Here is a 12878-nt window from a genome sequence, read left to right as displayed (position 1 = left end):
GCGCGCCCGCCTGCTGGCCCCGGGCGGGCTGGCCACCACCGAGATCAGCGGCAGCGGCGAGCAATGGGATCGCCCCAACGGCTGGGCGCCGTTGCAGTGGATCGCCATTCGCGGCCTGCAGCACTACGGCCATGACGCGCTGGCGCTGGATATCGAGGAGCGCTGGCTGACCATCGTCAGCCACCTGTTCGAGCGCGAGAACAAGCTGGTGGAAAAATACGTGCTGCGCCCGTGCACCGAGCACGCCAAAGGCGGCGAGTATCCGCTACAGGACGGCTTCGGCTGGACCAACGGCGTCACGCGCAAGCTCATGCAGCAGGACCCCAGCCATCAGGCCAACCGCTGCCGGGCCGGGCACTGTCGCCCGCCGCCCTAGGACATCTGGCGCGATGGTTGCGCGCAATCTCCCTACAAATGCAATGGATCAATAGTTATCGTACAACTGCTGGGCTATGATGACGGTTGCTTCCGCTTCTCAGAGATCGCCGTCCATGGATAACCAGAGCGCCCAGCCACGCGCCCGTCGCAAACACCGCAGCCTCGCCCAGGAGCTGGTCGCCGAACTGTCGCAGCAGATCCGCGACGGCATGTTGAAGCGCGGCGACAAGCTGCCGACCGAGTCCGCCATCATGCAGACGCAGGGTGTGAGTCGCACGGTGGTGCGCGAGGCGATCTCGCGCCTGCAGGCCTCGGGGCTGGTGGAAACGCGGCACGGCATCGGCACCTTCGTGCTGGATACGCCGAGCACCACCGGGCTGCGCATCGACCCGGCGACCATCGGCACCCTGCGCGACCTGCTGGCGATTCTCGAGCTACGAATCAGTCTGGAAGTGGAATCGGCCGGGTTGGCCGCGCAGCGCCGCTCGCCCGAGCAACTGGCGGCCATGCGCGCCTTTCTTGATCAGCTCAACCAGAGTGCGGCGCACTCCAGCGATGCGGTGTCCTCGGATTTCCAGTTCCATCTGCAGATCGCCGAAGCCACCGGCAACCGCTACTTCACCGACATCATGAGCCACCTGGGCACCACGCTGATCCCGCGCAGCCGGGTCAATTCCGCACGGCTGGCCCATGACGATCAGCAGCATTACCAGGCGCGCCTGGGCCGCGAGCACGAGCAGATCTACGAGGCCATCGAGCGCCAGGACCCGGAATCCGCGCGGGCGGCCATGCGGCTGCACCTGACCAACAGCCGCGAGCGGCTGCGCCAGGCCCACGAAAGCGCCGAAGCGGAAGTGCTGCAGAACTGATCGCCGCCCCGGCGCAGCTGGCGCCGGGTACGTCGACAGCCCTAGCGGCGGTAGGCCAGCAGGACGATACCGCCGACCACGATCAGACCGCCGACCACCTGCATGGCCCCGAGTACCTGCCCGAGGATCAGCCAGCCCAGCACCATGCCGGCCACCGGCTCGATGTTCATCACCGGCGCATTGCGCGCGATGTTCAGCCGCGGCATGCAGATGAACAGCGTCGAGAACGCCGCGCCGTAGAGCAGCACCAGGCAGGCGAGGGCGATCCAGCCGGCGGTTGCATTGGGCATGCCCAGACCACCGGGAATCAGGTCGCTGGCGCCGAGCAGGGCGGAGGCGGTGAATACCACGATCAGCGTCAGCATGCTGCGCACCGAGCCGGCCATGCTCGACAGCTTGTGCTCGGTGACCCACAGCGCCACCGCAAACACCGCGGCGGCGGTCAGGCTGAACAGGATCCCGGCGGTCCATTGTTCATCCGTCGCCTCGTTACTCATCAGGCGCGCGGGTACATCCAGCACCAGCACCAGGCCTAACAGGATCAGGCCCATGATTGCAAGCGCCACGCGGGTCGGCCGCGGCCCGCCCACTGCCCAGGTGAGCAGCGCCAGGAGGATCGGTGACAGGTTCACCACCAGCAGCGCCAGCGCCACCGGAATGCGCGCCACCGCCGAATAGATGCAAAAGCTCTGCACCGCGATCAGCAGACCCAGGAGGATCTGCCAGCGCCAGGTGGTCGGGCTCAGGCGCAGCGATTCGCGACGCCAGAACACCAGCGCGGCCAGCGCCAGCAGCGTCACCCCGGCGCGGCAGAGTATGGCCAGCAGCAGGCCGGTGCCGTGATCGAAGGCGATCCGCGCGGCGATGTGGTTGGCCGCGAACGAACAGGCCAACGTGGCCAGGACCAGTACAGCGATGTGGCGTGGAAACGGCGTGGCTAACATGGCAGGGCGATACGTCCTTAAACGAGGCGCTGCCCACAAGGCGGCTTTGCTTGGGCGAGTATCTCGGCAAACGATGCAGCGAAGCAGGCAGTGTGTGAGATCTTGCGAGCTAGAGCCCTACAAGGCAAAAACAGGCGAGGAAGCGGAGTTTACTTTTGTAAATGAGCATTCCGAGCCTGTTTTTAACGCAGGAGGGCCGACGCGCAGCAGATCGTGAGCTGGATCAGAGCACTACGCTCGGCAGCCACAGCGAAATCATCGGGATATAGGTCACCGCCATCAGCACGGCGAACAGCGCGGCGTAGAACGGCAGCAGCGCCTTCACGGTGTTCTCGATGGTGACCTTGCCGATCGCGGCACCGACGAAGAGTACCGCACCGACCGGCGGGGTAATCAGGCCGATCCCCAGATTGACCAGCATGATCATGCCGAAGTGCACCGGGTCGACGCCGAACGACGTCACCACCGGCAGCAGGATCGGCGTGAGGATCAGGATCAGCGGCGCCATGTCCATCAGCGTGCCCAGCACCAGCAGCATCAGGTTGACGCACATGAGGATCACGTAGCGGTTGTCCGACAGGGTCAGGAACGCGGTGGTGATCTTCGATGGGATCTGCATCAACGTCATGATGTAGCCGAAGCTGGCGGCGAAGGCGATCAGGATCATCACGATGGAAAGCGTACGCACCGTGCGGTGCAGCATCTTCGGCAGCTCGCGCCACTTGTAGTCGCGATAGATGAACATGGTGACGAAGAAGGCCCAGACCACCGCCACCGCAGCGGACTCGGTGGCGGTGAACACGCCGGAGAGTATGCCGCCGAGGATGATCACCATGGTCATCAGGCCCCAGAGCGCCTCGACGCAGATCTTCAGTGCCTGGCGCAGCGGCACCACTTCGCCCTTGGGGTAGTTGCGCTTGCGGGCGAACAGCAGGCAGAGCGCGGCCATGGCGGTGCTGAGCAGCAGGCCCGGGCCGATGCCGGCGACGAACAGCGCGGAGATCGACACGGTGCCGCCGGCGGCCAGCGAGTAGATCACCGAGTTGTGACTGGGTGGGGTCAGCAGTGCCTGCACCGAACCGGAGATGGTCACCGCGGTGGAGAACTCCCGCGGGTAGCCCTTCTTTTCCATTTCCGGGATCAGCACCGAGCCGACCGAGGCCGTGTCCGCCAGGGACGAGCCGGAGATGGCGCCGAAAAAGGTCGAGGCGGTGATATTGACCAGTGACAGGCCGCCGCGGACGAAGCCGACCAGCACCCCGGCGAAGGCGACCAGGCGGCGGGCCATGCCGCCTTCGGCCATGATCGCGCCGGCCAGGACGAAGAACGGAATGGCCAGCAGGGAGAATTTGTTCACGCCGCCGGCGATCTGGATCATCACGGCGTGCAGGGGAATATCGATCCACCAGGCACCGACCAGAGTGGCCAGGCCGAGGGAGTAGGCTACCGGAACGCGTAGCAGGATAAGGACGATGAAACTGCCCAACAGGACGACGGCATCCATTACACGGACTCCTTGGACTCTTCGCGGGCTTCGTAGTCGACGACACGGCGCTTGCTCTGGTCGCCGTACAGCAGTTGCTCGATGACGAACAGCAGGGTGATGAAGCCGCCCAGTGGAATCGGCGCATAGCTGAAACCGACGCGCATCCAGGGCAGGGTGCTCAGGTACTGGTTCCAGGTGGCAACGCACAGCTTGTAGCCCCAGATCAGCATGAACAGGCTGATGGCCGCCATGGCCAGGCGCACGAACAGGATGATGAAGGGCTGGGCCAGCGGCGGCAGGCGATCGCTGAGCACCTGTACGGCCATGTGCGCGCCGGCGCGGTAGCTGGCGGCGGCGCCGACGAAGGTGAACAGCACCATCAGCAGGATGGCGATGGGCTCGGGCCAGCCGAGGCCCTGGCCCAGTGCGTAACGGCTGAACACGCCCCAGGGGATGATCGTCGCCATGATCACGATCGCCGTGGCCGCGACGATGACGCAGGTGCGATAGATGGCGTCATTGACGCCCAGAACCAGGTTTTTCATGAGAGTCCACCGGTTGCATCGCGACGGCACGGGCCGCCGCGATGCGCTTGCACGAGGATTACTGAACGGCTTCGATGCGCTTGATCAGTTCGGCGTATGGCGCGGGCGCGCCGTACTTCTCGCGGATCGGCGCGGTGGCGTCGAAGAAGGGCTTCTTGTCGATTTCGATGAACTCGACCCCGGCTTCCTTGAGCTTGGCTTCGCTGGCGGCGGACTTCTCGTCCCACAACTTGCGCTCTTCGAACTGCGCTTCCTTGGCGAACTTCTTCACCAGGTCCTGCTGTTCGGCGCTGAGCTTGTTCCAGGTGGTCTTGGAGATCACGATCGGCTCGGGCAGGATCAGATGGCCGGTCAGGCTGTAGTACTTGGCGTTGCGGAAGTGGTTGTGCTCGAGCATGGTCGGCGGGTTGTTCTCGGCACCGTCGATCACGCCGCTCTGCAATGCGCTGAAGATCTCGCCGGTGTCCATGGCGATACCGCTGGCGCCCAGGGCGTTGAAGGTTTCGATGAACATCGGGTTGCCGATCACGCGGATCTTCATACCCTTGAGGTCTTCCAAGCTGCGTACCGGCTCCTTGGTGTAGAGGTTGCGCACGCCGCCATCCATCCAGGCCAGGCCGACCATGTTGAATTCGGAGTTGGTGATCTTGTCGAGGATCTCCTGGCCGATGTCGCCATCGATGACCTTGCGCATGTGTTCATGGTCGCGGAACACGAACGGCATGTTGAACACGTTGACGTCCGGGACCACCGGTCCGAGGGTGCCGAGGCTGACGCGGGTCATCTGTACCGCGCCGAGCTGCACCTGCTCGACCACTTCCTTTTCCGAGCCGAGAACACCGCCGGCGAACATGCGGTAATCCAGTTCGCCCTTGGTGGCTTCGGCGATCTTCTTGCCCATGTTCTCCTGCGCGACCACCGTGGGGTAGCCGGCCGGGTGGATCTCGGCAATCTTCAGCGTCATGGCATGTGCCAGCCCGCTGACGCAGAAGGCGAAGGGTAGGGCGGTAACGAGCAACTTGCGTTTGAGGTTCATGACACTCTCCATCTTGTTTTTGTTGGTGTGCAGCGTTGCGAGAAGCGAGGTTGGGCACGCAGCGGCCCTTCCCTGATGAGTCAGTTGAAAGCGGGTTCCTCCAGCCCGGTGACGCCTGGGTTCAGGGCGAAGACGCCACCGGCCAGCGGCTGGTCGCTCAGATCGCCGCCGGGGCGGATCGAGGTGACGAACAGGGTGTCCAGGCGCGCGCCGCCGAAAGCACACATGGTCGGTTTCTTCACAGGCACGGCGAGCGATCGGTCCAGGCGGCCATCGGGCGTGAATCGGTGGATCAAGCCGGCATCGTTGCCGCATATCCAGTAACAGCCATCGGCATCCACCGCGGCACCGTCGGGTCGGCCGGGATGGTCGAGCATGTCGACGAACAGGCGTCGGCCGCTCGGCGTGCCGCTGTCCGTGTCGTAATCGAAGGACCAGATCTTCTGCACGCTGGGGTGCGAATCGGACAGGTACATGGTTCGTCCGTCAGGGCTGAAGGCCAGGCCGTTGGACACGATGAAACCGTCGAGCTGCGGCCGCAGTGGTGCATCGTTGGCATCGTCATCCAGCCGGTAGAGCGCGCCGACTGGATGCCCGGCGGCCATGTCCAGCGCCATGCTGCCGGCCCAGAAACGGCCCTGGCGATCACAGCGGCCATCGTTCATGCGCATATCGGCCAACTGGTGCTCGATGGCCGCCAGCGCGTGGCTGTCGAGTCGGCCGTCCGGGCGCGTCTGCAGGGCGAAGAAGCCGCTCTCCATGCCGGCCACCCAGCCATCGCCGCGGCGCGCGATGCAGGCCAGCATCTGCTCGCCCTGCCAGCGGGAAACCTGGCCGTCGGCAGCGTTCCAGCGCAGCAGTTCGCGATTGGGGATGTCGACCCAATACAGCGCCTGTTCGGCGGCGACCCAGACCGGGCTTTCGCCGGTGGCGCAGCGCAGGTCGGCGATGAGTTCAGCTTCACTGGCCATTGCGTTTCTCTTTGTTGTTGTAGGCGGGCGAAGGGGGTCGATCAGTCGAAGGGGCCAGCCGCGACGAAGGCGCCGCCCTGGTAGATGCCAGCCGGGTCGTCAGCGCTGTACGGCGGTTGCTGCTCGACCTTGTCGCGGAACGCTTCGGAGCTGTCCTGCGCTTGGAAGCCCAGGTGCTCGGCCAGATGGTTGTCCCACCACACGTCGCGGTTGGCGGACATGCCGTAGACCACGGTATGGCCGACCGCTGGCGTGAACAGCGCGCAGCGCATCAGCTCGGTGAGGTCGCGGAAACTGAGCCAGGTGCTCATCATCCGGCGGTTGGCCGGTTCGGGAAACGAGGAGCCGATGCGGATGCTGACGGTCTCGATGCCGTAGCGATCGTGGTAGAAATTCGCCATGTCCTCGCCGTAGGACTTGGACAGGCCGTAGTAGCCATCCGGGCGGCGTGGTGCGTGGGCATCCAGGGTTTCGGTCTGCGGGTAGAAGCCGATCACGTGGTTGGAACTGGCGAAGACCACACGCTTAATGCCGTGCAGGCGGGCTGCTTCGTAGATGTGGAAGGTGCCGCGGATATTGGCGTCGAGGATTTCCTCGAACGGCCGCTCGACGGAGACACCGCCGAAGTGGGCGATGGCGTCGACACCTTCGCACAGGGCATGCACGGCCGCCTTGTCGGCGAGGTCGCAGGGCACGACTTCCTCGTGTTCACCGGCTGCCGGAGTCATCGGCGCGATATCGGACAGTCGGAGGATGCGGGCGTAGGGCTGCAGCTTTTCGCGTAAGACCTTACCAAGGCCGCCTGCCGCTCCGGTGAGCAGAAGACGGCCAAGCGTGGGATTGGGGGTAGTAGTCATCGGGGCGCCTGTCATTATTGTTCTTGAAGTCATCTGTTATCATATGACATGTGCCAAATATCAGCATCTAGTCGCATGAATGTCAACACGCTTAAAGTCGTATTTGATGACATATGTTGCTTCTCAGCGTCACTTCCGTTGTGTTGTCCAAGCTAAAGCGCTGCGACAGAGGGCTCCAGAGGAGCGGCGCCCGAGATTGATAAAAGCGGGGCGCTGCCAGCAATATTTTCGATAGTTGTATGATGACTGTCCCGAAACAGAGTGCGTAACGAGGTCGGTGCGTGGTCAGCACACTGCCGAAGCGCTGCTGGTGCACACCGTAATGACTGCTATGGAGGCTGCCGAACCCGGTGTCCTGAGCGGCCGTTATCAGCCGCTGAGGCTCAGAATTGCCTGACCAGCGCCGCAGCGAGGATACCGGCGGCAATCGCCGGCAGCGGCTTCTTCAGCACCAGCATGGTCACTGCCGTGGCTAGCAGCGCCAATCGCGCGCCAGCATCACCCTGCAAGGCCATCGGCGCAACGATCGCCACCAGTACCGAGCCGGACATGGCGGTGATGAACTGGCGGACGCGGTCGCTGATGGGCACGAAGGCCATGACGAACACGCCGCCCCAGCGCGTCGCCAGGGTCACCAGTGCCATGACCAGCACCACGGTCAGCGCGCCTGCGCCCGTCGCATCAAGATTCACGCGCTTTCTCCTTCCACAGCAGCCCGGTCGCGCCACCGGCGAGGGCACCCACTACCACGTGGCTGTTCTCCGGCAGGTAACGGAAGGCGAGCAGCGAGGCGCCGGCGGCAACGCTCCAGATCACCAGCATGCGCAGGTTCTTTTCACCGCCCACCACCATGGCCAGCAGAAAGCAGCCCATCACCATGTCCAGCCCCAGGCGCTTCGGGTCGCTGACCGCACTGCCGAAGTGGATGCCCAGCCAACTGCCCACCACCCAGAACGACCACAGCGCCAGGCCGCCACCGAGCAGCAGGCCGAAGCCCGGGCGGTCGCGGTTAAAGGCCTGCATGGCCATCGCCCAGTTGGCGTCCGAGGCGATCAGCATCACCCCGTAGCGCCTGCCCGGCGGCAGCTGGCGCAACCAAGGATAGAGTGTGGCGCCCATCAGTAGGTGGCGGGCGTTGATGGCAAACACCGTGATCATCAGGGTGAGCAGCGGCACCTGCGTTCCCCACAGCTCCAGCGCAGCGAACTGTGAGGCGCCGGCGAACACCAGCGCGCTCATCGTCAGGATCACCGAATCGTCCAGCCCGGTCTGCACCGCGGCGAGGCCGAAGGCGGCGCCGAACAGGGTGACGAAGATGGAAATCGGCGCGAGCTGGCGAAAACCGGCCCAGACCATGCGCCGGTCGAAATGATGCAGCTCGCTTTCTGCGTCAGTCATGCACGAATCCTCCAGATGGCAGCGCTGGATCGAGTCATTCAACGTCCAGCCCGCCAGATTAGGGGGTGTTGCCGCGACGGAACAGCGCAGTTGGCGTCGGATCGGGCGGTACAGATTCGCGCGAGCAGTCGATTGCGCGGCAATGAAGGCTTCGGCCTGTCGACGCTGCGCCTCGCCAGTCATCCACCGATGCTATGGGTGGCTATGTCCGATTCTGATTTTGCAGTGTGATGGGCTGCCGACGGCTAGAAGCTGCCGATTGCAGCAGAAGGCTTATCTGGCTGGAATGGCCGAACTGGACAGATTTGCCGTCCAGAATCCGAGAGTGATCTGCCATGCCGGGTTTTTTTAGCCGTAATAAGATATCTATTCATGACGTCTTATCGTATTTAAGATGTTATTAAATGACTGCTTAATATTCTTTCAAGGTTGCTTAGTGTGCGTTTAGTAGTATCTTATCCTTTATAGGATGTCGCTTGGTATAATCTTATGAAAGGCTTTTTCCCTGTTCAAAGTGCCTCTCTGCTTTACCGTATAGGCCTTCTGGTGAAAGAGGCGCGTCTGCGCATGGGGCTGCGCCAGGCTGACCTTGCAGAGCGGGCTGGGATTTCTCTCCGAGCTGTTCGTCACATTGAGGGGGGCAAGGCTGAAGGTGTTTCGCTGCACGACTTCATGCTCGCGTTGTTCACCGTTGGGATTTCTGACCGGGTTTTCCAGGCGCTGATCGATGACCCAGCGCTTGATCTCGACGCTTTGGAAACCAATGCGACCAAGCGCGTCAGGCTGCCGCGCAGCAACGCGGAGGACTTCTAATGTCGCGCGCTTACATCTACATGGAATGTCCGGAAACGGGTGAGACTGTGACGCTGGGCAGGCTGACCCTTGCTGGTGGCACGGGAACCTTCGTCTATGCGCCGGAGATCGTGGAAGCCAAGCGTTGGGTGCCTGATCCGATACGGTATCCGCTCTCCACTCGACCCATTCAGGTACATAAGAATGGCGGCGTCCCCGGCTTCATTGATGATGCGATGCCAGATGGCTGGGGAGAACGCCTGTTGCGCCGTACCCGAAAGGGCGAGCTCACTCCGATCCAGCTCCTGCTGTTATCTCCTAACGAAGATCGCGCCGGAAATATCATGGCTGGCGAAGATCGCACACCGCGGCCGGGAATAGGCGAAAGGCCTGTGAAAATGCTTGAAGCCAAAGGGCTCGATCATTTCATAGATGTTTGCGCTGCGATTTATGACAGCCAGCTGAGCGCCGAGCAGCTGGAGGCATTAAGAATACGGGATCAGCGCTCAGCTGTTGGTGGTGCCAGGCCCAAGCGCACGTACCGCTTTGATCACAAGCTGATTCTTGCCAAGCCACGCGACAAGTTTGATCACTACGACCTGCCGAAATTCGAGTATGCCTGCATGACTTTTGCGGCTACCAAGGGGATGAGTGTCGCTCGGACTGCACTCCATCAAAGTGAAAGGGGCAACACGCTGCTAGTGGAGCGATTCGACCGAAAATGGTCAGAGAGTGATGCAAGGTTTCGCCGCATTCCGATGATGAGTGGCTTAACTCTTCTCGATGCCGAATGGCAGGTGCAGCGCAACAACGGGTGGATCTACGCGGCGCTCGCCGATGAGCTGTACCGCAGAGGCGCGCCGGATTCTGATAGGCAGGCGCTCTACAGGCGAATGGCCTACAACGCTCTGGTCGGCAACAGTGACGATCATCCTCGCAACCACGCAGTGATCTGGCAGGAAGGCGCTTGGCGCCTCTCGCCCATGTATGACGTTCTTCCCGTGCTGGGAGAGGGGCCTGCGCAGGGGCTGGCGATGGAAGTTGGTATCAACGGTACTCTCCTAAGTCGAGCTAACCTGCTTAGCCAGCATGAGCATTTTGCACTGACGGAAGATGAGGCGGCCGGCATATTGGACGAGGTCGCTTCTTGGGAGTCGGAGCTGATGGAGCACTATGCAGAGCATTTGGCTGGGGCTGAGCTGGATGCGGCGGTGGACGCAACAAGCAGCGAGAGACTGCTGGTCTAGAGCGGGCTGCGAAGGCTTCTCCTGCACTCTTGGTCCTTGCTTTAGTGTCGAGCAGCGCAATCGTCACAGGCCTGAATAGCCCCAGCTCTGGTCGACCCATTCGAACCTCAACTTGTGGCCGTCAGCAGCCCGCCCCATGGTGTTGGCGCTGGGATTGGCAGCAGGTCCCGGGCAATGTCGCTGGCCGCTTGGCGCACGGCATTGCGCGCCGCCTCCAGCGTCGGGTTGTCGTTGTCGTCGCGCCAGGCCAGGTGCAGCTCGGCGCAGATGCCCGCTGGCAGCGGCAGCTCGCGAAAGCGCACCTGTTGGAAGCGGATCGCGCTGGCCCCGCGTGGCACCAGCGCCAGGCCGAGGCCAGCGTTCACCAGCGAGAGGATGGTCAGCGTCGAGCCCAGCGACTGGACGAATTCGGGCTGGATACCGCTGGCGCGGAACAGCCCGGTGTGCAGCTCGTTGAACGGCTGCCAGGCGCCATGGGCATAGAGGATGAATGGCTCGCCGTGGAGCATTTCCAGGGTCGGCGCCGGATGCTGCGCCAGCGGGTGGTCGGTCGGCGTGGCCAGCACGAAGGGCTCGCGCAGCAGGCATTCACTGACCAGTCCCGGCTGCTGCAACGGCTCGCGCACCACCGCCAGGTCGACCCGACGCGCGCGCAGAGCCTGCAGTTGTTCGAAGGTGGTGGTCTCCAGCAGGTTGATGGCCACGCCTGGCCGTTCCCGGCGCACCTGGGTGATCGCGCGCGGCAGGAAGTCGTAGACCGCGCTGGCAACGAAGCTGATGGTCAGCGAGCCGCTCTCGCCCAGTGCGGCCAGGCGCGCACCTTGTGCGGCGCGGTGGGCCTGGTCGAGCAGGGCCTGGGCCTCGACGAAGAAAGCGCGGCCGGCGGCGGTGAGTGCTACCGAGCGCGTGCTGCGGGTGAACAGCGCGACGCCGAGCTGGTGTTCCAACAACTGGATCTGCCGGCTCAGCGGCGGCTGGGTCATGTTCAGGCGCTCGGCCGCGCGACGGAAATTCAGTTCGCTGGCCAGGGTGGTAAAGCAGCGCAGCTGGGCGAGTTCGAACATTGATCCGTTCCTGGTATCAATCGAGAGCTTTAATGAATTGGACCGTATCAATCAGCCGACGGATTATCCAGCGCATCCCCTGACTGGCGAGGCGGCGGCACGAATGAGCGACCTGTACGAAGCGGACCGCATCAGCTGGATCGGCCTGCGTGCTGTGGAGTTGCCGCTGCAGCGGCCGGTCAGCGACGCCAAGGTACTCACCGGGCGACAGCTGCCCCTGGCGTCGGTCAGCCTGCTGTTCGTCGAGCTGCAGTCGCAGCAGGGCCATCACGGCCTCGGTTTCAGCTACAGCCTGCGCACCGGCGGCCCCGCGCAATATGCCCACGCGCGGGAACTGGCGCCGCTGTTGCTGGGCGAAGACCCCAACGACATCGCCCGCCTGTGGAGCCGGCTGAGCTGGGCCAGCGCCTCGATCGGGCGCAGCGGCCTGGCGGTGCAGAGCATCGCCGCGTTCGACACCGCACTCTGGGACCTCAAGGCGCGCCGTGCCGGTCTGCCGCTGGCCAAGCTGCTCGGCGCCCATCGCGATGCGGTGCCCTGCTACAACACCTCCGGCGGTTACCTGCAGGCGCCCATCGAGGAGGTCATTGAAAAGGCCGAAGCCTCCCGCGCGCGTGGTATCGGCGGGGTCAAGCTGAAGGTCGGCCAGCCCGACCGGCACGCCGACCTGCGGCGGGTCGCGGCGCTGCGCAGGCACTTCGGCGACGAGGTGGCGCTGATGGTGGACGTCAACCAGCAGTGGGACCGCACCACCGCGGCGCGCATGGGCAGGGCACTGGAGGAGTTCGACCTGACCTGGATCGAGGAGCCGCTGGACGCCCACGATCTGGAAGGCCACGCCGCCCTGGCCGCTCAGCTGATCACCCCGGTCGGCACTGGCGAGATGCTCGGCAGCGCGGCCGAAGCCTGTGCCTTCGTCGAGCGCGGGGCGGTGGATGTGATCATGCATGACGCGCCGCGCATCGGTGGTTTCACGCCGTTCCTGCAGGTGGCCGAGGCGGCGCGGCGGCGCGGCATCGTCATGGCGCCGCACTTCGTCATGGAATTGCATATCCACCTCGCTGCGGCCTACGAACACGCCACGTGGGTCGAGCATTTCGAATGGCTCGAGCCGCTGTTCCAGGAGCGACTCGAGATCCGCGATGGCTGCATGCAGGTGCCGACCCGACCCGGCCCGGGCTGGGGCTGAGCCTCAGCGAGCAGGTGGTGGGTTGGACGCTGGCGTGCGAGACGTTCGGCACCAAGCCGTGACGGCAGCCCCTCTGCTGGCGCAGAGGGGCGCAGGTTCAGG

13 protein-coding genes and 1 pseudogene are annotated in these 12878 nt (G+C 63.8%); 5 read left to right on the top strand and 9 right to left on the bottom strand.

Features of this window, described 5'->3' with window-relative positions:
• Together LO50_RS03870 and LO50_RS03865 are read left to right on the top strand one after the other, a co-directional pair.
• The coding region (locus LO50_RS03870) for a trehalase family glycosidase (RefSeq protein ID WP_044314162.1) at positions 1-376 on the top strand (376 nt) is incomplete at its 5' end.
• 115 nt (positions 377-491) lie between these two features.
• Positions 492-1247: a FadR/GntR family transcriptional regulator gene (locus LO50_RS03865; RefSeq protein ID WP_014818809.1), complete on the top strand. Its 756-nt coding sequence runs from the start codon at positions 492-494 to the stop codon at positions 1245-1247.
• Positions 1248-1288: 41 nt separating this feature from the next.
• Here the strand turns inward: LO50_RS03865 and LO50_RS03860 are convergent, their stop codons facing one another.
• The 8 genes from LO50_RS03860 to LO50_RS03825 all read right to left on the bottom strand — a co-directional run bounded on the left by LO50_RS03860 (position 1289) and on the right by LO50_RS03825 (position 8484).
• Entirely contained in the window at positions 1289-2191 is a 903-nt protein-coding gene (locus tag LO50_RS03860; RefSeq protein WP_044314161.1) for an EamA family transporter, read from the bottom strand.
• A gap of 223 nt (positions 2192-2414) precedes the next feature.
• Positions 2415-3695 carry a TRAP transporter large permease gene (locus tag LO50_RS03855; RefSeq protein WP_041015649.1) on the bottom strand — a complete coding sequence of 427 codons (1281 nt, stop codon included), beginning with the start codon at positions 3693-3695 and terminating at the stop codon, positions 2415-2417.
• The gene (locus tag LO50_RS03850) at positions 3695-4222 is read right to left on the bottom strand and encodes a TRAP transporter small permease (RefSeq protein WP_041015650.1); all 528 of its coding nucleotides are present in this window, start codon (positions 4220-4222) and stop codon (positions 3695-3697) included. The genes LO50_RS03855 and LO50_RS03850 overlap by 1 nt, the downstream gene beginning before the upstream one ends.
• Positions 4223-4280: 58 nt before the next feature.
• Complete coding sequence (locus LO50_RS03845) at positions 4281-5258, bottom strand: TRAP transporter substrate-binding protein (RefSeq protein WP_044314160.1); 978 nt, start codon at positions 5256-5258, stop codon at positions 4281-4283.
• An 80-nt stretch (positions 5259-5338) separates the two neighbouring features.
• Positions 5339-6229, bottom strand: coding sequence for an SMP-30/gluconolactonase/LRE family protein (locus LO50_RS03840; RefSeq protein WP_044314159.1), 891 nt, complete (start codon positions 6227-6229; stop codon positions 5339-5341).
• Positions 6230-6270: 41 nt separating this feature from the next.
• On the bottom strand, positions 6271-7086 hold the full coding sequence (locus LO50_RS03835; protein ID WP_044314158.1) for an NAD-dependent epimerase/dehydratase family protein: 816 nt from the start codon (positions 7084-7086) through the stop codon (positions 6271-6273).
• A 383-nt stretch (positions 7087-7469) separates the two neighbouring features.
• Complete coding sequence (locus LO50_RS03830; RefSeq protein WP_014818816.1) at positions 7470-7778, bottom strand: AzlD family protein; 309 nt, start codon at positions 7776-7778, stop codon at positions 7470-7472.
• The gene (locus LO50_RS03825) at positions 7768-8484 is read right to left on the bottom strand and encodes an AzlC family ABC transporter permease (RefSeq protein WP_044314157.1); all 717 of its coding nucleotides are present in this window, start codon (positions 8482-8484) and stop codon (positions 7768-7770) included. The genes LO50_RS03830 and LO50_RS03825 overlap by 11 nt, the downstream gene beginning before the upstream one ends.
• Before the next feature lie 489 nt (positions 8485-8973).
• Here LO50_RS03825 and LO50_RS03820 point away from each other — a divergent pair, with 489 nt between their 5' ends.
• Both LO50_RS03820 and LO50_RS03815 read left to right on the top strand, forming a co-directional pair.
• A complete protein-coding gene (locus tag LO50_RS03820) occupies positions 8974-9297 on the top strand; it encodes a helix-turn-helix domain-containing protein (RefSeq protein WP_044314156.1) in 324 nt (107 codons plus the stop codon).
• On the top strand, positions 9297-10523 hold the full coding sequence (locus LO50_RS03815) for a type II toxin-antitoxin system HipA family toxin (protein WP_044314155.1): 1227 nt from the start codon (positions 9297-9299) through the stop codon (positions 10521-10523). The genes LO50_RS03820 and LO50_RS03815 overlap by 1 nt, the downstream gene beginning before the upstream one ends.
• Before the next feature lie 107 nt (positions 10524-10630).
• Here the strand turns inward: LO50_RS03815 and LO50_RS03810 are convergent, their stop codons facing one another.
• Entirely contained in the window at positions 10631-11587 is a 957-nt protein-coding gene (locus LO50_RS03810; protein ID WP_044314154.1) for a LysR family transcriptional regulator, read from the bottom strand.
• Between the two features lie 103 nt (positions 11588-11690).
• On the opposite strand from LO50_RS03810, the pseudogene LO50_RS03805 reads away from it, so the two are divergent.
• A pseudogene (locus LO50_RS03805) lies at positions 11691-12838 on the top strand (L-talarate/galactarate dehydratase).
• Positions 12839-12878: the final 40 nt, after the last annotated feature.

The sequence above is a fragment of the Stutzerimonas stutzeri genome (assembly GCF_000935215.1).
Taxonomy (GTDB): Bacteria; Pseudomonadota; Gammaproteobacteria; order Pseudomonadales; family Pseudomonadaceae; genus Stutzerimonas.
Note: the sequence above shows the minus strand (reverse complement) of the source record. Positions and strands in the feature narration are given on the sequence as shown.

Coding starts and splice junctions, on each gene's coding strand:
- LO50_RS03840 (WP_044314159.1), bottom strand. CDS start 6,229: ATGGCCAGTGAAGCTGAACTCATCGCCGACCTGCGCTGCGCCACCGGC.
- LO50_RS03815 (WP_044314155.1), top strand. CDS start 9,297: ATGTCGCGCGCTTACATCTACATGGAATGTCCGGAAACGGGTGAGACT.
- LO50_RS03865 (WP_014818809.1), top strand. CDS start 492: ATGGATAACCAGAGCGCCCAGCCACGCGCCCGTCGCAAACACCGCAGC.
- LO50_RS03825 (WP_044314157.1), bottom strand. CDS start 8,484: ATGACTGACGCAGAAAGCGAGCTGCATCATTTCGACCGGCGCATGGTC.
- LO50_RS03820 (WP_044314156.1), top strand. CDS start 8,974: ATGAAAGGCTTTTTCCCTGTTCAAAGTGCCTCTCTGCTTTACCGTATA.
- LO50_RS03845 (WP_044314160.1), bottom strand. CDS start 5,258: ATGAACCTCAAACGCAAGTTGCTCGTTACCGCCCTACCCTTCGCCTTC.
- LO50_RS03855 (WP_041015649.1), bottom strand. CDS start 3,695: ATGGATGCCGTCGTCCTGTTGGGCAGTTTCATCGTCCTTATCCTGCTA.
- LO50_RS03850 (WP_041015650.1), bottom strand. CDS start 4,222: ATGAAAAACCTGGTTCTGGGCGTCAATGACGCCATCTATCGCACCTGC.
- LO50_RS03860 (WP_044314161.1), bottom strand. CDS start 2,191: ATGTTAGCCACGCCGTTTCCACGCCACATCGCTGTACTGGTCCTGGCC.
- LO50_RS03810 (WP_044314154.1), bottom strand. CDS start 11,587: ATGTTCGAACTCGCCCAGCTGCGCTGCTTTACCACCCTGGCCAGCGAA.
- LO50_RS03835 (WP_044314158.1), bottom strand. CDS start 7,086: ATGACTACTACCCCCAATCCCACGCTTGGCCGTCTTCTGCTCACCGGA.